This window comes from Hymenobacter arizonensis (genome assembly GCF_900115775.1).
Classification (GTDB): Bacteria; Bacteroidota; Bacteroidia; order Cytophagales; family Hymenobacteraceae; genus Hymenobacter; species Hymenobacter arizonensis.
In genome coordinates, this window is record NZ_FOXS01000001.1 from 1,327,812 (window position 1) to 1,346,563 (window position 18,752).

Annotated in this window: 15 protein-coding genes; 11 read left to right on the forward strand and 4 right to left on the reverse strand. The window is 60.7% G+C overall.

What is annotated here, in order from left to right; genetic code table 11:
• Window positions 1-254: 254 nt before the first annotated feature.
• The 7 genes from BMZ66_RS05575 to BMZ66_RS05605 all read left to right on the forward strand — a co-directional run bounded on the left by BMZ66_RS05575 (window position 255) and on the right by BMZ66_RS05605 (window position 6,829).
• A complete protein-coding gene (locus BMZ66_RS05575) occupies window positions 255-623 on the forward strand; it encodes an S-adenosylmethionine decarboxylase family protein (protein WP_092669806.1) in 369 nt (122 codons plus the stop codon).
• Complete coding sequence (locus BMZ66_RS05580; protein ID WP_092669808.1) at window positions 620-1,930, forward strand: DUF4178 domain-containing protein; 1,311 nt, start codon at window positions 620-622, stop codon at window positions 1,928-1,930. Before BMZ66_RS05575 ends, BMZ66_RS05580 begins: the two co-directional genes overlap by 4 nt.
• A gap of 9 nt (window positions 1,931-1,939) precedes the next feature.
• Entirely contained in the window at window positions 1,940-2,134 is a 195-nt protein-coding gene (locus BMZ66_RS05585; protein ID WP_092669810.1) for a hypothetical protein, read from the forward strand.
• 15 nt (window positions 2,135-2,149) lie between these two features.
• Window positions 2,150-2,365 carry a DUF350 domain-containing protein gene (locus tag BMZ66_RS05590; RefSeq protein WP_092669812.1) on the forward strand — a complete coding sequence of 72 codons (216 nt, stop codon included), beginning with the start codon at window positions 2,150-2,152 and terminating at the stop codon, window positions 2,363-2,365.
• Window positions 2,358-3,929, forward strand: a complete 1,572-nt coding sequence (locus BMZ66_RS05595) for a polyamine aminopropyltransferase (protein WP_092669814.1) — start codon at window positions 2,358-2,360, stop codon at window positions 3,927-3,929. Before BMZ66_RS05590 ends, BMZ66_RS05595 begins: the two co-directional genes overlap by 8 nt.
• Before the next feature lie 192 nt (window positions 3,930-4,121).
• Complete coding sequence (locus BMZ66_RS05600) at window positions 4,122-5,762, forward strand: NAD(P)-binding protein (protein ID WP_092669816.1); 1,641 nt, start codon at window positions 4,122-4,124, stop codon at window positions 5,760-5,762.
• A 5-nt stretch (window positions 5,763-5,767) separates the two neighbouring features.
• Window positions 5,768-6,829, forward strand: a complete 1,062-nt coding sequence (locus tag BMZ66_RS05605; protein ID WP_092670305.1) for a hypothetical protein — start codon at window positions 5,768-5,770, stop codon at window positions 6,827-6,829.
• Between the two features lie 21 nt (window positions 6,830-6,850).
• On the opposite strand, the gene BMZ66_RS05610 is transcribed toward BMZ66_RS05605, so the two are convergent.
• From BMZ66_RS05610 to BMZ66_RS05620, 3 genes are all read right to left on the reverse strand, one after another.
• The gene (locus tag BMZ66_RS05610) at window positions 6,851-8,881 is read right to left on the reverse strand and encodes an RICIN domain-containing protein (RefSeq protein WP_092669818.1); all 2,031 of its coding nucleotides are present in this window, start codon (window positions 8,879-8,881) and stop codon (window positions 6,851-6,853) included.
• Between the two features lie 101 nt (window positions 8,882-8,982).
• Window positions 8,983-10,284, reverse strand: a complete 1,302-nt coding sequence (locus BMZ66_RS05615) for an amidohydrolase family protein (RefSeq protein WP_092669820.1) — start codon at window positions 10,282-10,284, stop codon at window positions 8,983-8,985.
• A 189-nt stretch (window positions 10,285-10,473) separates the two neighbouring features.
• Entirely contained in the window at window positions 10,474-13,575 is a 3,102-nt protein-coding gene (locus BMZ66_RS05620) for an amidohydrolase family protein (RefSeq protein WP_092669822.1), read from the reverse strand.
• A gap of 178 nt (window positions 13,576-13,753) precedes the next feature.
• On the opposite strand from BMZ66_RS05620, the gene BMZ66_RS05625 reads away from it, so the two are divergent.
• Together BMZ66_RS05625 and BMZ66_RS05630 are read left to right on the forward strand one after the other, a co-directional pair.
• Window positions 13,754-13,969, forward strand: coding sequence for a hypervirulence associated TUDOR domain-containing protein (locus BMZ66_RS05625; protein WP_092669824.1), 216 nt, complete (start codon window positions 13,754-13,756; stop codon window positions 13,967-13,969).
• Between the two features lie 400 nt (window positions 13,970-14,369).
• On the forward strand, window positions 14,370-15,659 hold the full coding sequence (locus tag BMZ66_RS05630) for a DUF418 domain-containing protein (protein WP_092669826.1): 1,290 nt from the start codon (window positions 14,370-14,372) through the stop codon (window positions 15,657-15,659).
• A 97-nt stretch (window positions 15,660-15,756) separates the two neighbouring features.
• Here BMZ66_RS05630 and BMZ66_RS05635 read toward each other — a convergent pair whose 3' ends face one another.
• Window positions 15,757-17,340, reverse strand: a complete 1,584-nt coding sequence (locus BMZ66_RS05635) for an amino acid permease (protein WP_092669828.1) — start codon at window positions 17,338-17,340, stop codon at window positions 15,757-15,759.
• A 246-nt stretch (window positions 17,341-17,586) separates the two neighbouring features.
• Here BMZ66_RS05635 and BMZ66_RS05645 point away from each other — a divergent pair, with 246 nt between their 5' ends.
• Together BMZ66_RS05645 and BMZ66_RS05650 are read left to right on the forward strand one after the other, a co-directional pair.
• Window positions 17,587-18,027: a DUF4890 domain-containing protein gene (locus BMZ66_RS05645; protein WP_092669832.1), complete on the forward strand. Its 441-nt coding sequence runs from the start codon at window positions 17,587-17,589 to the stop codon at window positions 18,025-18,027.
• 280 nt (window positions 18,028-18,307) lie between these two features.
• Window positions 18,308-18,730: a DUF4890 domain-containing protein gene (locus tag BMZ66_RS05650; RefSeq protein ID WP_092669834.1), complete on the forward strand. Its 423-nt coding sequence runs from the start codon at window positions 18,308-18,310 to the stop codon at window positions 18,728-18,730.
• Window positions 18,731-18,752: the final 22 nt, after the last annotated feature.

Here is an 18,752-nt window from a genome sequence, read left to right on the forward strand (position 1 = left end):
AAGCCAGGCTTGGTTACTTGATACTTTTCCCTACGCTGGCCAGCGGCTGCGCGATGGAATCCTACTTGACAATCACCAGTTCCACGCGGAAATTTTGGCGTTGCGTTAGGTACGGCTCCCTGGCGGATTTCGACTCAGAGCAGCCGTTAATGGCAGCACAGAAAGCTTTTTCATCTGCACTGCGGCTCACAAGGTAGCGCTTAACCTCGGCTTCACCTATCTTGCCGACGCGATACCCCGCGCCCGCCCAACTCATGCTCCCTTACACTCCCGGCCTACACATTTTGGCCACTTTTGCCGCGCCCGCCCCAGCCCTGCGCGACGCCGACGCCTGCCGCCTTTTCTTTGATGCGCAAGTGCAGGCGTTTCACTTAGAGAAAGTTGGCGAAGCATACCACGTGTTTGCGGGCGATGAAACCGGCGCTGGCGGCTTCACAGCTGTTCTGGCCCTCACGGAGTCGCACCTGAGCATTCATACTTGGCCGGAGTACGGGCTAGCCACGTTCGATGTGTTCCTGTCGAATTTTCGGCGCGACAATTCGGCAGCTGTGCGAGGGATTTATGAGGCGACCCTAACTTTCTTCGAGGGCATCGAGCACAGCAAAACCGAGGTGCGCCGATGAGCAAGGCCAAGAATCCCGCGCCCGAATCGGCCCAGCTCACCTGCCCCGAGTGCCAAGCCAGCATCACGTATTACGATGTGAGAGGCAGCTCCTATTACGCCTGCGCCAAGTGCCATACGTATTTTGAATACGAAGACGAAGGCCCCCCCCGCGTGGTGGGCAAGTATGGTAACGCACCGGCTGAGGCCCGTTTGATTCCGGTGGGCACACTGGGCCAGCTACAAGGCCGGGCCTGTCGGGTTGTGGGGTTTGTGCAAAGGCGTGAAGCCACCAATTCAGCAACCTGGGTTGAATACCAGCTTTATCAGCCCGACACCAACGATTATGCGCAACTGGCCCAGTACGATGGCCACTGGATGCTGGTGCGGCCCGCCAAACGAGGCTACAACCCGCAGATGAACAGCATTCAACTACCCGAAGGCAAATTTCATCTCTACAACCGCTACCAATCGAGGGTGTTGTATGCGGAGGGCGAGTTTGATTGGGACATTGAAAGCGAGAAAAACGTCAATATTTCCGAGTACGTCCTGCCGCCGCTGATGCTGGTGCAGGAACAGCAAGCCAAGCGTCGCGACTGGTACCATGCCCAGCACCTAGAGGCCACGGAAGTAGCATCGGCCTTTGGCCTGAGCGCTGATATTCTGCCGTGGCGCCGGGGCGTGGGTGCAGTACAGCCCAATCCGGTGCAGGATTGGGGCCACGTACGTACCCTTACGGCTTGTGCCCTGGCTGCCCTTTTCTTACTGCAAATTGCCTTGATGGTGTGGCGGCCCAGCCACGCCATTCTGCAGCAAACCCTGACAACCCAGCCCGACACAACGGGCACTCCTGGGTCGAGCAAGGTGCTGGTCAGCACGTCCTTTCAGGTGAACGGTCCCACGGCGCTGGCCTTCGACTTGCGTGTCGACGTCGACAACCAATGGATGGAACTGCCGGTGAGCCTGGTGAATGAGGAAACCGGCCAGGGCTTCGAGTTTACCAAAACCATAGAGTACTACCACGGCACCGAAAGCGGCGAAAGCTGGACCGAAGGCGGCTTCGAGACAGGGGCCGTGCTGTCGGGGGTACCGGCCGGGCGCTACCACCTCAACCTTTACCCCATTTCCGAAAACCTGCAGACCCCCAACATGCAGCCATTGTCCATCACGGTGGGTGTGACGGAGCAGCCGGTACTACCGTCCAATTTCTTTATCGCAGCCGTATTGCTGCTTGCTTTTCCCGCTGTGCAGTGGTTCCGGCGCATTTCGCACGAAAGCAGCCGCTGGGGCGCCAGCGACTTCCCGGCTCCCCCTTCGATTTATAGCTAATCTCTCCTAATGATTCGCCGCATTTTCTCTTCCGGCCGCATGCTGTTGTTCTACTCGCTGCTCCTTTTGCCAATGGCCTGGTTTGCCTGGGGCAGCCTCACCGGCCGCCGCCTGCTTGGCGACGACAACGAAAGCACCGAAACCCTCGGCAACACCGCTGGCCGCCGCGGCTCTTCCGGCCACGCCCGGTTTTATCACAAGTAACCCGTTTCCTCGCTCATGGAATACCTTAACGTTAAGGCCATCACGGCTTCCATTATCTACTCGCTGCTCGGCATTATCATCTTGGTGGTGAGCTTTTACGTGTTTAATAAGCTAACACCAGGCACCTTGCGCAAGGAGATTATGGAAGACCACAACAACGCCCTGGCCATATTGGGCGCCGCGTTTATGATTTCCATGGCCCTCATCATCAGCGCGGCTATTCATGGGTGAGTCCGGCTTGCTGGTTGCGCCACCGGCCCTACAGGAAGAACCTGCCCACCCGGCGCCCCAGCCGCCCGGGCTGCTGCTGGTGGCAGTAGCCGTCATCGCCACCTGCGGGCTTATTTATGAGCTGATTGCCGGCACGTTGGCCTCCTATCTGCTGGGCGACTCGGTGACGCAGTTTTCGACCATCATCGGGGCTTATCTGTTTGCCATGGGCATCGGCTCGTGGCTGTCTAAGTTTCTGGACGGGCAGTTGCTGCGTTGGTTTATCCGCCTCGAAATTCTAGTGGGCGTGGTGGGCGGCTGCATGGCACCGGTGCTGTTTTTGTCGTTTGAGTACGTGGCGTCGTTCCGGCTGCTGCTTTACACGCTGGTTGGTCTTACCGGTGTACTGGTTGGGCTGGAAATTCCGCTTTTGATGCGCATTCTGGAGCACCGATTTCCCTTCAAGGACTTGGTGGCGCGGGTGTTCACCTTCGATTACATTGGCGCACTACTGGCTTCGCTCATCTTTCCGCTAGTGCTGGTGCCTCAGCTCGGACTTATTCGTACGTCTCTCCTGTTTGGCGCGCTCAACTTGGCGGTGGCCGGCGTGGTGCTTGCCCGGTTCCCCGAAACGCGGCCGTACCGCCGACGTTTTACCACTGGCATCGTGGTGGCTCTGGGCGGACTGGGTGTACTGTTTGTGTTTGCAAACGAGTTGCTGGCGCACACCGAAACCCTGGCTTTTCAGGACCAGGTCATTTATTCAAAGTCAACGCCGTATCAGCGCATAGTGCTTACCCGCAATCCGCGGGAGTTGCGCCTGTTCCTCAACGGCAACCTGCAGTTCAGCTCAGCCGATGAGTACCGCTACCACGAGGCCTTGGTGCACCCGCTGCTGCAGGCACTGCCCCAGGCCCGGCGGGTGCTGGTGCTGGGCGGCGGCGATGGTCTGGCCGTGCGCGAGCTGCTGAAGTACTCGCGCCTCACCAGCATTCGCCTGGTCGACCTCGACCCCGGCATGACCCAGCTTTTCCAACACAATGAGCTGCTGCTGGGCCTGAACAAAAAGTCACTGCTCTCACCCAAAGTTCAGGTTTTGAACGCCGATGCTTACCAGTGGGTGCGCGAAGACACCGCTCGCTACGACGCAATTATCGTTGATTTTCCGGACCCTGGCAACTACTCTATTGGCAAGCTCTACTCGGCGGCTTTCTACACGGCGCTGGCCAAGCGCTTGGCTCCCGGTGGGCGCATGGTGGTCCAAAGCACCTCCCCCTACTTGGCGCGGCAGTCCTTTTGGTGCGTGGCGCACACGCTGGCGGCCGTGGGGCTGCACACTATTCCCTACCATTTGTATGTCCCCTCCTTCGGCGAATGGGGCTTTGTGCTGGCCGGGCCCGACACCCACTGGCGCGGCGATGCGGGCCCCCTACCGGCGGGGCTCCGCTACATCACGCCCGCTACCATTCACGACATGCTGCGCTTCCCGCCTGATATGAGCGAAGTGCCCACCGAAGTGAATCAACTGAATAACCAAGCCTTAGTGCGCTATTTCGAAGAGGACTGGGGCCCTTATGTGCATTAATTCACCAGTTGTTAAATCGTCTGTCATGCTGAGCCTGCGAAGCATCTTATCGCCGCTGAACGAATCGTCATAACGTGAAAGCTTCGCAGGCTCAGCATGACAGACGGGAATCCAACGAAGCTATAATAATTACAGCTACGCTCATCGTGAGGCTATTCTATAGTAAACACGCCATTCATTATTAACGAACTATTGAAAACCCGCCGCACCTTTTTGCGCCAGACCGGCGCTGCGCTAACTGGCGCCATGCTCTTGCCAGCGCTGCCCGGTTGCGCGCCGGGCAGCCCCCTGGCGCATATCAAAGGTCAGCTTTGGGGGCCTGATGCCGCTACCGGGCACCTGCTGCGCGACCCCAGCCGCATCCCGGCTCCCAGCCGCACAGTAGAAACGGAGGTGCTCATCGTTGGAGGCGGGGTAGCGGGGCTCGCGGCCCGGCGCTGGCTGCACCGCCACGGGCAGCCAAATACTCTGCTGGTTGAGCTAGCCAGCCACACCGGCGGCAACTCCGCGGCTGGGCACAACGCCACTTCTGCCTATCCGTGGGGTGCCCACTACTTGCCCGTGCCCGATGTGCGCAACCGCGAGCTGCTGGATTTTCTGCAGGAAATCGGCACCCTCACTGGCTATGCCCCCAGCGGCCTTCCCATCTACAGCGACTATCACCTGTGCCACGACCCCGAAGAGCGGCTCAACATCAGCGGGCATTGGCAGGAAGGCCTGGTACCGGCCGTGGGCCTCTCAACCACCGACCAGCAGCAGTTTGCGCGGTTTTTTAAGCTAATAGAAGACCTGAAAGCAGCCCGCGGGCGTGATGGTCGCGAGGCCTTTTGTATTCCGCTCGACCACGCTTCGGCGGATAATGAATACCGCCAGCTCGACCAGATTTCCTTTGCCGACTACCTGGTCCGGGAAAACTTCACGGCGCTCGCCCTGCGCTGGTACCTAGACTATGCCTGCCGCGACGACTACGGCGCTACTGCTACCCAGGTATCAGCCTGGGCGGGCCTGCACTACTTTGCCAGTCGCAAGGGCCGCGCCCACAACGCCACCGGCGCCGATGTTCTAACCTGGCCTCAGGGCAACAACTTCTTAGTGGAGCACCTGCGCAAGCAAGCCACCGCTCCCCTACAAACCGGCACGCTCGCCTACGACCTACGCGAAACCGCCACCGGCATCGAGGCCCTTCTCTACGATGTGGCCACCCGGCAAAGCACCCGCGTGCGGGCCCGGCAAGTGTTGCTGGCAACGCCCCAGCATATTGCGCACCGGCTGCTGGCGACTGTGCCCGGCCATGCCCTGCTCCCACCCGGCGCGCTGCACCACGCCCCCTGGCTCATTGCCAACCTCACTGTAGAAGGCCTGCCCCAGGGACCCGGCCGCCCCCTGAGTTGGGACAACGTGCGCTACGGCAGTGCCTCCCTCGGCTACATCAATGCCACGCAGCAGGCCTTGCAGCAAGAGGATGGCCGCTCCAAAGTCATCACCCTGTACTGGCCCCTGACCGAGGAAGCATCCGGCCCAGCCCGCCGCCGCGCCTACCAAACCACCTATGCCGAGTGGCTGCCCCGCGTGGTCGCGGAGTTGGAGACCTACCACCCCGGCGTAACCAAGCACATCCAACAAGCCGACTTATGGGTGTGGGGCCACGGCATGGTGGCCCCTACCCCTGGCCTGCTGTGGGGACCGGCGCGGGCCGCCGCGCACCAACCGCTGCGCAACCGCATTTTCTTTGCGCACACGGATTACAGCGGCATTTCAATTTTTGAAGAAGGCTTTTACCAGGGCATTCGGGCGGCCCGGGAGATTTTGGCAACGGCCAGTAGCATAAGCTGATGCACATGCTTGCCCGCCAACCCTGGATTCGCTCGGCCCGCTACGATGGCCTGCTGATACTGGCACCGCCGTTTCTGGCGCTGCTGCTGGTGCTGGCCCTGCCCGCGCCCTACCGCAGCACGGCCCAGATGCCGCTGCTGGCCTGGGTAGCCCTGGTAGTGCTGATTGACGTGGCCCACGTGTACGGCACGCTGTTCCAAACCTACTTCGACCCGCTTCGCCGGCAGCAACGGCGCACCTTGCTGTGGGTGGTGCCCTTGGGCTGCTACGCAGCAGGTGTTGCGATGCACAGCCTGGGCAGCATGGCGTTTTGGCGGGCGCTGGCTTACTTGGCCGTTTTCCATTTTATCCGGCAGCAGTATGGGTTTCTACGCTTGTACGGCCGGCACGAAGCCCTAGCGCCCGGCCGATGGCTGGCCACGGCCCTGATTTACTACGCCACCCTCTACCCGCTGCTGTTCTGGCACCTATCGCCGGGGCGCAACTTTAATTGGTTTGTTGATGGTGAGTTCGTACAGTACAACTGGCCGCTGGGCCGGCAGTTGGCCACCGCAGCCTACGCCGGTCTGATTGCGGCCTATGCCATCAGGGAAATGCTCATTTGGCACCGAACCCGAGTCTTCAACCTCCCGCGCAACCTGCTGATGGGCGGCACTTTGATTTCGTGGTACGCGGGCATTGTTTGGTTCAACGGCGACCTGGCGTTTACCCTGCTCAACGTGGTGTCGCACGGCATTCCGTACTTGGCCCTGGTCTGGAACGGGGGCGTTTCGACAACTCAGACACCCGCACCCACCCGCCGGGGCGCGTGGGCTGGCAAGTACGGCTTGGCCGTGTTCCTGGCAGTAGTAGTGGTATTTGCCTACCTCGAAGAAGGCCTGTGGGACGGACTGGTGTGGCGCGAACACGGGTCGGCATTCAGCTGGTTTCAGGCGCTGCCCACCGTAGCCAGCCCCTTGCTGCTGATGTGGCTGGTGCCGCTACTGGCCCTGCCCCAGGCCACGCACTACGTGCTGGATGGGTTCATTTGGCGTAAGCCCAAAGGCCGTTCCCAAACAACTCGTTAGCACCTATTCCTAACGAGGTAGCTACTTCACAATCACCAGCTCCACGCGCCGGTTGAGGCGGCGGGTTTCCTCCCGCTCGTTCGGAAACTTGGGCTTGGAGCCGCCGAAACCCACGGTGGTAATGCGCTTTTCGTCGACGCCCCGCCCCACGAGGTAGCGCTTTACCTCGGCCACCCGGTCTTCCGAGAGCTGCTGGTTTTTGTCGGCGGGGCCCACGTTGTCGGTGTGGCCTTCGAGGCGAACTTCAACATTCGGGCTGGCTTGCAGGGCAATGGCGAGGCGGTTCAGCTCAGTGTAGGAGGAATTCAGCAGGCCGGCTTTGCCCTGGGCGAAGATGATGCTGGGCAAGTCGACTTTGGCGCCCACGGCCGCGGGCAGCAGCAGCAAGTCGCGGCGGGGCGAGCCGCTGGCGATGAGCGTGTCGCCCACCGTGAGGAAGCCGCCGCCCGTGGCCGAGAGGTAGTACTTGCCGGGCAGCAGCGACATCTGGTAACCGCCCGTGTTGTCGGCCCGGCTGGTGGCGTTGAACTGCACTCCACCCGCGTTGGCCTGCAAGTTGGCCTTCACAATAGCGCCCGGCACCGGCTGCTTGGTGCGGGCATCCAGCACGCGGCCGCTCACAAAAGCGCGCGGCGAAGCTTCTGTGACTGCGGCTACGGGCGCAGCCGGCAGCGAATCGGCCGGAGTGGCACGACCTGTGCGCCAGATGTCTTTGGTGGCATTGGCAGTGGCCGACGACGAGAAATAGGCCGTTTTGCCGTCGGGCGTTAGGGTGAAATAAGCGTTGAAGCCGGGGCCGTTCACGGCAGGCCCGAGGTTGCGGGGCTCGCTCCATTTGGTCCAGCTCTCGTCGAGGCGCTGGCTCACAAAAATGTCGGCCGAGCCGTAGCCCATGTGGCCGTAGGAAGCGAAATAGAGAGTTTTTCCGTCCGGAGCCAGCCAAGGCGCAAAATCGAAACCGGGCGAGTTGAGGATTGGCCCTAAAGAAGCTGGCTCGCCGTAACCGCCGTTGCCATCGGGGCGGCTCAGGTAAATGTCGTTGCCGCCTTCTGAGTCGCCCCGTTCCAGGGAGAGCAGAAGTATCTTCTCGTCCTGGCTTAGGAAGAAGCCTGAGCCTGGCACGGCCGTGTAGTAGTTAGCAATGCGAACCCCGTCAATCCGCACATTTTTAGCGGCTCCGCTGGTGGCCACCGAGCGGCTGACTTTACTCATGCCCTCGTCGCGCGAAGCACCGGCCTCGTAGGTGCCACGCAGGAATAGCGTTTGCCCCTGGGCGCCCACGGCGGCTACTACTTCGTTGTTCTGCTGGGTATTGATGGCGTCGAGGCGGGTGGGCGGGCCCCAGGTTTTGCCCTGGTCGGCGCTTTGGCTCATCCAGGCGTCGCCGGAATCGGTGTTGCCTTCGGTGTTGCCCGCAAACTTGGTGCGGGCGAAGTACAGCGTGTTGCCGTCCGGGCTCAGCACCGGGTGCAGCTCATTGCCCGTGGTGTTGATTGCCCCAGCCAAGGGCTGCGGCGGGCCGAAAGGCGATGGGCCTTCCAGCACGTTCATCCGCAGCAAAAACAGGCGCCACTGCTGGCTGGCCCGGCCGTTGCCCTTCTGGGCCAGCACGGGCGTGCCGTTGAATTTATCGGCTGCGGCTAGGGCGGCGCAGCGGTTTTCGCTTTTGTTCTCAAGTTGGTAGCTGCCAGCCGGCCCCGCCTGCACCAAGCGCCACTGCTGCTCGGCGCTGCCCTGGAAGGGCCGCTGCACCAAGGCCATGTTCTCACCGGCCTTGCTGATGGTGAGGCACTGGCTGCTGTGGCGCGCTTCGATGCGGTAGTACTCGCTGCCGGCCCGCAGCGGCACAAAGCGCCATTGCTGGCTGGCCGCGTGCGTAAACTCCCACTGCACGGCCGGCCCCCCGCTGGCGGTGCTGGCGCTGGCAATGTCGAGGCTTCGGCCGCTGCCGCGGTTAATCAGGCCGTAATAAGCGCGCTCATCGGGCACGAAGGACACTTGGGCGTGGGCGAACAGGGGAAGCAGCAGGAACAGAGAAAGCAGTCGAAACATCAGTGGGGGCGCGCAGGAAGGGAGCGCGCGTGGGTGAATAGTGCAAAAGAACGGCGGGAAAGGTGAAATCTCCCGCTACCGTTCCATTACCGGGGTGGTTGCTACAGCCCGTATTTGCTCCGAAACTTCTTCTCCAGATACGTTTGCTTGCTCTCCAGCGAGATGGTGCGGCCGTTGATAAAGGCGCGGGAAACGGCATTGGTGCGCATGTCCAGCAGGTCGCCTTTGCTGAGCACGAGCGTGGCGCTTTTGCCCACTTCCAGGGTTCCGTAGTCCTTATCGATGCCCATAATCTGGGCCGTGCTGAGCGTAACGGCCGTCAAGGCCTGCTCCTTGGTGAGGCCGAAGCCGGCAGCCGTGCCCGCTACGAACGCCAGGTTGCGCGAACCCGCCGTTTCCTGGTCGCCCTGGTAGTCGAGGCAAAAGCGAATGCCTGCGGCCTGCAGCTGCGCGGGCAGCTTGTAGGGCTGGTCGTAGTCGTCGGCGTCGCGCCGGGGCAGCGCGTGAATCCGCGATACGACCACACTGATGTCGTTTTGCTTCAGGAAGTCGAGCACCATCCAGGCGTCGCGGGCGCCGACCACAGCCACCTTCTGCGCGCCCATGCGGCGGGCAAAACGCACGGCTTCGATGATTTCCTTGCCATAGTCGGCGTGCAGGTACAGCGTTTTGGAGCCGTCGAAAATACCAGCCAGGGCGGCGAGGCGTAGGTTTTCCTTACGGCTGGCGGGCAGCTGGCGGTAGGCACTGGCTTCGCCGAAAAGCTGTTCCAGGTCGCGCAGCTGGCTTTCGCGGGCTTTCTGCCGACGGTCGAGCACGGCAGCGTCTTCGTTAGGACTGAGGCGAAACACCATCTGGGGCCAGATGAGGTGCTGGCCGTCGTCGGCGCGCACCACGGCGTCCTGCCAGTTCCAGGCGTCGAGCTGCACTACGCTGCTCTGGCCAGCCAGCAGGCCGCCGCGGGGCGTGGTTTGGGCCAGTAGCACGCCGTTGGTGCGCACGGTGGGCAGAATGTCCGAATCGGTGTTGTAGGCAATCAGGGCACGCACGTTGGGGTTCATCGTGCCCACTTCCCGCTCATCTACCGTGGCCCGGATGGACTCTACTTCGGTCAAACCCAGCGTGGTATTGGGCACTATCAGGCCCGGGTACAGGTCTTGGCCGGCCGCATCGATGGTCTCATAGCCGGCTCGGTCGGCGCTGAAGCCGGCCGCTGGCCCGGCATAGGTTAAGCGGCCTTTGTCGAAGGCAAGGGCGGCGTTGGGCACCACTGTGCCATTGCCCACGTGCAGCGTGGCACCTGTAATGAGTACCGGCTTGGCCTGGGGCGGCGCGGGCGTGGGCACCTGGGCCAGAGCGGCGCAGGTGATACTAGCGAAGGCGAGGGTTAGAATAAGGCGCATAGTGAATTATTTACTGGTGATGGGCGCAAGCGGCGCGGACGGGAACCTCACCCCCTGACCCCTGCCGGGCACGGCCCCTCTCCAAAAAAGAGGGGGCACCGGTTCGTGAAGACGATTCCGATGAAAGCATTTCCGGTGCCCCCTCTTTTTTGGAGAGGGGCCGTGCCCGGCAGGGGTCAGGGGGTGAGGTTAGTCGGCTAGTTCTTTTTCTTGCCCAATGGTGTCGCAGTGCCATAGGCCCTGCGGTTTGCTGGAAGCTGCCTGGGTAGGCGCGCCTCCTTTTTTGGCGGCCAGCATGGCCTGCACAATGCGCTGCCGCTCCTTCTGGATATCGGCCCGGAGGGCAGCGTCGGCCGTGAGGCTGAACATCTCGCGACCATCGACGAAGGTGTATTCCGGGCGGGCGTAAACGCTCAGCGGGTTATCGGTCCAGAGCACCACGTCGGCGTCCTTGCCTTCTTTGATGGAACCCATCTTGGCGTCGAGGTGCAGCATTTTGGCCGGGTTGATGGTGACCAGGCGCAGGGCTTCTTCCTCGGAGAGGCCGCCGTATTTCACGGTTTTGGCCGCTTCTTGGTTGAGGCGGCGACTCATTTCGGCGTCGTCGGAATTGATGGCCACGTTCAGGCCGGCCCGCGTCATGATGGCCGCGTTGTAGGGAATGGCGTCGCGCACTTCGTTTTTGTAAGCCCACCAGTCCGAGAAAGTGCTGGCGTTTACCCCGTGGGCCTTCATTTTGTCGGCCACCTTGTAGCCTTCAAGGATGTGCGTGAAGGTGTTCACCTTGAATCCCATCCGGTCGGCTACGCCCAGCAGCATGTTGATTTCGCTCTGCACGTAGCTGTGGCAGGTGATGAAGCGCTGGCGGTTCAGAATTTCAACCAGTGCATCAAGCTCCAGGTCGCGGCGTGGGCCTTCGGTTTTGTTCTGCTTGGCTTTGCCGAGCTTGTTGTAAGCGGCAAGGTCTTTCTGGTACTCCTTGGCGCGGGTGAACGCATCCACGAACACCTGCTCGGTGCCCATGCGTGTCTGTGGGAAGCGCAGCACGTTCAGCTCGCCCCAGTTGCTTTGCTTCACGTTTTCGCCCAGGGCGAATTTGATAAAGCCTGGTGCGCCAGCAATTTTCATGGCCTCGGGCGTGGCGCCCCAACGCATTTTCACCAGCGCCGACTGCCCGCCTATGGGGTTGGCCGAGCCGTGCAGCAGCTGCGCGGCCACTACACCGCCCGCCAGGTCGCGGTAGATGCCCACGTCCTCGTTATCGACTACATCGGCCACGCTCACCTCACTGGTTACGGCCTGGGTGCCTTCGTTCACGCCCCCGGCCACGGCAATGTGGGAGTGTTCGTCGATAATGCCCGGCGAGAGGTGCTTGCCGGTGCCGTCGATGGTTCGGCCGCCCTTGGGCAGCGTCAGCCCCTTCCCTATTTTCGAGATTTTGCCATTTACCAGCAGCACATCGGTGTTTTCGAGCTTGCCGGCGGCGTCGCTGGTCCACACCGTTGCATTTTTAATCAGGGTGGTTTGCTGGCTGGGCATTTCGGCCCGGCCGTAGGCGGCAAAGGGGAAAATGACGTTGCCCACCACTGGCGGCGGCGTCACCTTGGCCGAGTCTCGCTTGGCGGCGCGGCTGGCTTCTTCCAGGCGGGCGGCGCGCCATTTCACGGGCGTGCCATCGGCCAGCAGGCCATCGCCCTGGAATACGCGGCCCTCCTGGGTGTAGTAGCCGCTGAGGCGCACCGAGCCCGCGGGAGCTGCTGGCGTCACAGCAGCGCCCTTAGCGGCTTTGCTCTTTTGCTTGTCGCTCGGGTTGAACACCACCGTGGCCAAGTCGCTGGTCACGGTCACGTTGCCGCGGATGGTGTCGCCGGCGGTGGGCACAATTTTCAGCTCCGGCGCTTCGGGCTTGCCCTGAATCAGGAAGCGGCCCTCGGGCTGGTCGCCTATTTTTAGGCTATACACGCCGCGGTAGTCGGCGGGCACGGTGCTTAGCTGGTAGCGTTCGCCCTGCACCCAGTTATCGAGCAGCACGTTGTCATCGGCCAGGAAGCGGGCCGAGCACACGATGAAGTTGGCTTCCATGCCCGGTTTCAGGGCGCCGATGCGGTCCTGGGCGCGGAGCAGGCGGGCAGGGGCATCGGTCAGGGCTTGTAGGGCGGCGGTTTCGCTCAGGCCGTATTGGGCAGCTTTGCGCAGGTTGGGCAGAAACTTCTTCTTGTCCTTGAGGTCGGCGGCGGTGAGCACAAACGGCACGCCGGCCTGGCTGAGGCGGGCGGCGTTGGCGGGGGCCAACTCCCAGTGTTTCAAATCCTCGAGCGGAATGCGTAGGGCGTCGTACACGTCCTCCACATTGTAGGCATCGGGGAAGTTGAGGGCCAGCACGAAAGTGGCGCCAGTGGCTTTCAAATCGTTGAGGCGCTGGTATTCGTCGCCGCGGCCTTTGATGATGTATTGCTGGCCGGCCTCGTCCCCTACTTTATCGGCCCGGAGGGCCGAAAGCTTGTCGCTCACTTGAAATATGGTGGGCAGCGCTTTCTGCTGGGTCAGGGCCTGCAGCGAGAGGTTCTGCTCACGGCGGGGGTTGCGCTGGTTCCATTGCGCATCGAGGTAAGTTTGGCGAAGCAGGGAAATGCTGCCCATCAGCGAGCCCGGGTAGTCCTGGGTGCTGCTGCCCTTGTCGAACGACAACCCCGAGGCCGCTTTTTCCAGCAGTATCACCTCGTTTTCCTTGCGGTTGGTGTTCAAACTCACCAGGGCAGCCGTGCCGCGCATGATGCCATCGGCCTGCTGCGTGAGCACGGCCCCGAAGCCCAGGGCCCGGTAGGCGGTGGCTTGCTCGGCGTTAATCTTGAACTGTTCGGCCGCGTTCACCTCGGGGTGAATGGCCTGGTTCCAGTTGAAGGCGCCCGTTTTCTGGCTTTCAAACTGCGGGGGCACGCGGCGGCCCTGGCGCTCTGCCGGCTTTATTTCAGGCACGCCATAGCTGGTGTACACGTCCACAAAACCGGGGTAGATGAACTTGCCGCGCAGGTCCTGCACCACGGCCCCGGCCGGGATTTTCACCGAACCCGCGGGGCCAGAGGCCAGCACTTTGCCGTCCTGCACCACCAGCGTGGCATCGCTAATGCGGGTTTTGTAATCGGTGAACAGGGTGGCGTGGGTGAAGGCGAAAGTGCCCGTTCGCTGGTCAAATACGCCGTTGCGCGGGTAGGTGCCGGGCTGGGCCTGCGCCGCCTGAACTAGTAAGCCCAGCACCGATAGAAACGGCACTTGCCGAATAGAAAGCTTCATGCAAAAAGAAGTTATAAAACCTTAAAAGTTCGGCCAAAAACGATGTCGCCCCAGGGCCGGCCATCAAATGTAGTTCCGCAAGCCACGGCGCGGCAACGGTTCTGTACAAATGCCAGTAATAATATGGCAACGGCCCGAACACACCACCGGCCGGTTCATATCTAACCCCCTCCACCCCATGCGCAAAGGCACCAAAGTCACCTGGAAGTACGGCACTGGCACGGCCACCGGCAAAATCGAATCGATGCACAAAGAGCCCATTGCCCGCACCATAAAGGGTTCAGAAATTCATCGCAACGGCTCGCCCGAAGACCCGGCCTTGGTCATTGTGCAAGACAATGGCGACCGGGTACTCAAGCTGCAAAGTGAGGTGAAGGCCGCCAGCGCGAAATAGGCGAGCATCAAACAATAGTGCACTGGATATTTACTACTAGTACGTTCTAGAAGAAATAGAGCCTGTTTAGGAGGTAATGAGTGACTGTTCGTCATTCCGAGCGCAGCCGGGGAATCTTGCTCGCACCGTTCGGGCCTCGTGCAACGACTCGAGCGAAATTCCTCGGCTGCGCTCATAATGACGAGCGGATGACTTCCTTAACAGCTTCATAAATAGCACTAATTGCCACTTTGTCACAGGCAGTCGATTCCTGTTGTTTATTGAATGTTAAATATGCCAATGGATTGATTAATAATCGACCATTGAGCCTAAAGATTGGTGTTATAACAAGATTTTTCTTACATTTAAAGAGTTAGTATTGGGCCCTAACATCATTTGGTACCCCGAATTCATCCTTTAAATGGAAAACACTCTTGTTCGTTCGGCGGCTCCTCTTGAAGAATCCGACCGTTCCACATTGCTCGATTCCCTGCGTGGATTCGCTTTGATAGGCGTTTGCCTCGCCAATCTTTTTACTGGCTTCTCGCTATGGGGTGACCCGGAAGCCCCGTCACCCGCCAGCTTACCCACCGCCGCTACCGACCCCGCCGCCGCATTTCTTATTCGTGCCTTGGTCGATGGCAAGTTTTACTCCTTGTTTTCGCTGCTGTTCGGCATTGGTTTCGCCGTACAGCTGCACCGGTCGCAGGCCCGCGGCGACACCCGGTTGCAGACGTATCGGCGGCGCCTATGGGTGTTGCTGGGCATTGGGGTGGCGCATTTGCTGCTCATTTGGAGCGGCGATATTTTGGCCTTCTATGCCTTGACGGGCTTGCTGCTGGTACGGCTCCGGGGAATTTCCGATAAGGCGCTTCTGCGCTGGGCCGCAGCCTTGCTGCTCTTGCCAGTGCCGCTGTGGGCCATTTTTTGGCTGGCAGGCGGATGGAACGCACCCGTGCCGCTCACCATCGGATTGCCGTTTTATGCCATCGGCCAAGCCTTGATTACTCCTTTGGGAATCAAAACTTTTTACCAGGGAATGGCGAACTCCGACTGGGGACTTTTCTTGCGTAGCCTGCAGGCCGGCTTTTTCTTCCGCTTTGGCAATCTGCTTTTTCAGTGGCGGGTATGCAAGGTGCTTTCCATGTTTCTGCTGGGACTGTGGATAGGCCGCCACCAGATTTTTAATAACCTCGAAGCCCACTTGCCACTGCTTCGGCGGGTAGCTATTTGGGGCCTTGCATTGGGCCTGCCCGTCAACTTGCTTAATGCTTACCTCAACGCTGGCAGTGCCTACGACAACGGGGAAACCTTGGGGTTGGCCCACGCCCTGCTCTACGCGCTGGGCGTGGGGCCCTTGGCCTTGGCCTATGCCGCATTGTTTGCCTTAGCCTGGCAAAAGCGGTCGGGCCGCGTGCTGCGCCAGCTGGCTCCGCTGGGCCGCATGGCCCTCACCTGCTACCTGACTCAGAGCGTGATAGCCACTTTCCTGTTTACTGGCGTGGGGCTGGCGTGGTTGGGCCGGGTGGGCCCTACCCTGCTGTGGCCCTTGGGCTTCGCCATCATCGCGGGGCAGCTGCTGGCCTGCCGCTGGTGGCTGCGGCGCTTTCAGTTTGGCCCCGTGGAATGGCTGTGGCGTAGCCTCACGTATCGGCAATGGCAACCCCTGCGCCGCCTCAACCCACCGCTAACGGCCCCGGCTTTGGGCTAAATCACTTCTTTCTCATTCCCCGTTTTACAGCAAAAAGCCCCGCCGGATGTCACCGACGGGGCTTTTGTATTCAGCAGCCGTAGCTGCTTGCGAAGCACTACAAGTTGTCCTTGTCAGGCTCGATGAAGGCTTGCTCGTCCATCTCCTTGGGCACTACCACAATGCCTTTCTGCAGCAGCGAGTTGCGCTTGCTATAGAGGAAGTACACAATGAAGCCGAGCAGCATCCAGCCCATGGCCACCTTCAGGGTGAAGGAATCGAGGGCGACAATGAGGAGCAGGCAGACAAGGGCGCCCATCACCGGTACAAACGGGAAGCTGGGCGACGAGAGCGGCGAGCGGAACGGACGGGGCTGGTCCGGGTCGGAACGGCGCATAATCCACACGCCCAGGCTCACCAGCACGAAGGCCAGCAGGGTGCCGAACGAGGTCAAGTCGCCAGCCAGGGAGCCGGGTACGAAGGCCGCGAACAGGCCCACAAACACCATCAGAATCAGGTTGGATTTGTAAGGCGTATTGAAACGGGGGTGCAATTCGGAGAATGCTTTTGGCATTAGGCCGTCTTTGGCCATGGAGAAGAACACGCGGCTCTGGCCCATGAGCATCACGAGGATTACCGAGGAGAAACCGAGCAAAATGGCAACCGTTACGGCCGTGCCCATCCACTCGTAGCCGGGCATGTGCGCCTTGATGGCGTAGGTTACCGAAGCTTCGCCGCCCAACGCTGGGTCGGCAAATTCGCGCCAGTTGGCCACACCGGTCAGCACGTGACCGAACAAGATGTAGAGAAAGGTGCAAATAGCCAGCGAGCCGAGGATGCCGATGGGCATGTCGCGCTTGGGGTTTTTGGCTTCCTGCGCGGCCGTGCTCACCGCATCAAAACCGATGAAGGCAAAGAATACAATGGCCGCACCGCCCAGGATACCGCCCACGCCGTGCTTGTTCCACTCCGTGTATTCCCGAACCACGTCGCCAGCGGCGTTCTTAACAGGCTCAGCATTCTCCGGAATCAGGTAAGGCGTGTGGTTGGCGGGGTCGATAAACTGCCAGCCCACTGCAATGAATACCAATACGATAACCACCTTCAGGATTACTACAACAGCGTTGAAAAGCGCCGATTCCTGCGTGCCTTTCACGAGCAGCAAGCTCAGGGCCACAATAACCAGCAGCGCCGGCAGGTTGATGATACCGTGCTCAGTCACGCCGTTTACCACCGCGCTCTCGAAGGGCGAATGGCTGAGACTATACGGTATACTTGTGCCAAAAACCTCTAAGAGCTTGTTAAGGTATTCGCTCCAGGCAATGCTGACGGTGGCCGCACCCAGGGCGTATTCCATAATAAGGGCCCAACCGATAATCCAGGCCACAAACTCGCCCATGGTCGTGTAGGCGTAGGTGTAGGCCGAACCGGCGATGGGAATCATGGCGGCGAACTCGGCGTAGCACAAGCCCGCAAACACGCAGCCGATAGCGGCCACTATGAAAGCCAGCGTAACGCCCGGGCCCGACGCCTGCGCGGCGGCGGCGGCGGTGCGCACAAACAGGCCCGCACCAATGATGGCGCCGACGCCCAGGGCCACGAGGTTGCCCGCGCCCAACGTTCGTTTCAGGGTACCGTGCCCGGTGGCATTGGCTTCACCGAGAAGCACACCTAGGGGTTTTTTGGCGAAAATACTTGCCATTTGTTAGGGTTGAGGAAAGAAGAAGTGTGAAATAAAAGTAGCCTTAAAACGGAACCGCCGGGCACCGCTATCAGGGAAAATTGATGGCAGCGGCAGCGGCGGGGCCGAAATATAGGCAGCAAATTCGCTCCGCTCGCGCTTTTTGACCCAACCGCAGGCCGCGCACGAATGCCCCGCTTCGATTAAACCCGAGCCGCCCGTCAGCATCCAAGCCAGCAAATCATCGCTTCACCCCTCGCCTCCACCATGAAGAAAACCCTTGTTCTGCTGGCCGCCCTGGCTGCCAATGCCACCACAGCTTTCGCGCAAGCGCCCGCCAGCGCTGGCCCTGCCTCCACAGCCCCAGCCAGCACCCGCCCCCAGCCCAACCCCGAGCAACAGGCCGAGCGCCGCGCACTATACCTCGCCAAAGAGCTTGGCCTGAGCGCCGACCAGCAAGCCAAGCTGCAACCCATCTTGCTGGCCCAGCGCCAGGAAATGCTGACCTTCCGCGACAAGGCCGGCACTGCTGGCAGCCGCCAAGGCATGGCCCAACAGCTGAAAGCCTCCCAGACCAAATACGAAGAGCAAATCCGCGCCGTGCTCACCCCGGAACAGTTCACCAAATTCGACCAGATGAAAGACGACCGCCGCGAGCAGATGCGCGAGCAGCGGCAAGGCGGCCGCGGCCGGAGAGGTAACCAATAGCTTCCGGCAAGTTGAATTTCCTCCTTCAAAGGTCGTCATGCCGAGCGCAGCCGAGGCATCTCGCTCGCGTCGTTCAACGATTATGATTACTGCTGCACGCGAGATGCCTCGGCTGCGCTCGGCATGACCGGCCCTTTTGCACCTTTCCAAACAGGGTCTAATTATCAAACGCTGTAGAATCGTCGCCCCAAAAATTTGGCCCGCCCATTGCAATAGGGCCCTTACAACCGGCCCCATCCGGCCGGTTCCCACTGCATCTCTTTTCGCTATACCCTCTATTATGAAAAAGACCCTGATTCTGCTCGCCGCCCTGGCCCTGACCACCGCCGGCACCAGCTTCGCCCAAACCGCTCCTGCCAAAACCTACGCCAAGGCGAAAAGCAAAAAATCGCCGGAGCAGAAAGCCGACCACAAAGCCGGCAAAATGGCCAAGGAGCTCGGCCTCACCGCCGACCAGGAAGCCCGCGTAGAGCAGCTCATGCTGGCCCGCCACCAGGAAACTGCTGCTTTCAAAGCCAAATACGGCAACGACAAGCAGGCCGGCCGCGCCGACATGAAAGCCGCCCACGACCGCTACCAGACCCAGCTCAAAACCATCCTGACCGCCGAGCAATACGCCAAGATGGATAAGATGAAAGCTGAGCACCACGGCCATGGCAAAACGAAAGACGGCAGCAAAATGAAAGGCAAAGCCAAGGCCTAACGCCTTTTCTGCCCCCTTGTAC

Coding starts and splice junctions, on each gene's coding strand:
- BMZ66_RS05575 (WP_092669806.1), top strand. CDS start 255: ATGCTCCCTTACACTCCCGGCCTACACATTTTGGCCACTTTTGCCGCG.
- BMZ66_RS05580 (WP_092669808.1), top strand. CDS start 620: ATGAGCAAGGCCAAGAATCCCGCGCCCGAATCGGCCCAGCTCACCTGC.
- BMZ66_RS05585 (WP_092669810.1), top strand. CDS start 1,940: ATGATTCGCCGCATTTTCTCTTCCGGCCGCATGCTGTTGTTCTACTCG.
- BMZ66_RS05590 (WP_092669812.1), top strand. CDS start 2,150: ATGGAATACCTTAACGTTAAGGCCATCACGGCTTCCATTATCTACTCG.
- BMZ66_RS05595 (WP_092669814.1), top strand. CDS start 2,358: ATGGGTGAGTCCGGCTTGCTGGTTGCGCCACCGGCCCTACAGGAAGAA.
- BMZ66_RS05605 (WP_092670305.1), top strand. CDS start 5,768: ATGCTTGCCCGCCAACCCTGGATTCGCTCGGCCCGCTACGATGGCCTG.
- BMZ66_RS05610 (WP_092669818.1), bottom strand. CDS start 8,881: ATGTTTCGACTGCTTTCTCTGTTCCTGCTGCTTCCCCTGTTCGCCCAC.
- BMZ66_RS05615 (WP_092669820.1), bottom strand. CDS start 10,284: ATGCGCCTTATTCTAACCCTCGCCTTCGCTAGTATCACCTGCGCCGCT.
- BMZ66_RS05620 (WP_092669822.1), bottom strand. CDS start 13,575: ATGAAGCTTTCTATTCGGCAAGTGCCGTTTCTATCGGTGCTGGGCTTA.
- BMZ66_RS05625 (WP_092669824.1), top strand. CDS start 13,754: ATGCGCAAAGGCACCAAAGTCACCTGGAAGTACGGCACTGGCACGGCC.
- BMZ66_RS05630 (WP_092669826.1), top strand. CDS start 14,370: ATGGAAAACACTCTTGTTCGTTCGGCGGCTCCTCTTGAAGAATCCGAC.
- BMZ66_RS05635 (WP_092669828.1), bottom strand. CDS start 17,340: ATGGCAAGTATTTTCGCCAAAAAACCCCTAGGTGTGCTTCTCGGTGAA.
- BMZ66_RS05645 (WP_092669832.1), top strand. CDS start 17,587: ATGAAGAAAACCCTTGTTCTGCTGGCCGCCCTGGCTGCCAATGCCACC.
- BMZ66_RS05650 (WP_092669834.1), top strand. CDS start 18,308: ATGAAAAAGACCCTGATTCTGCTCGCCGCCCTGGCCCTGACCACCGCC.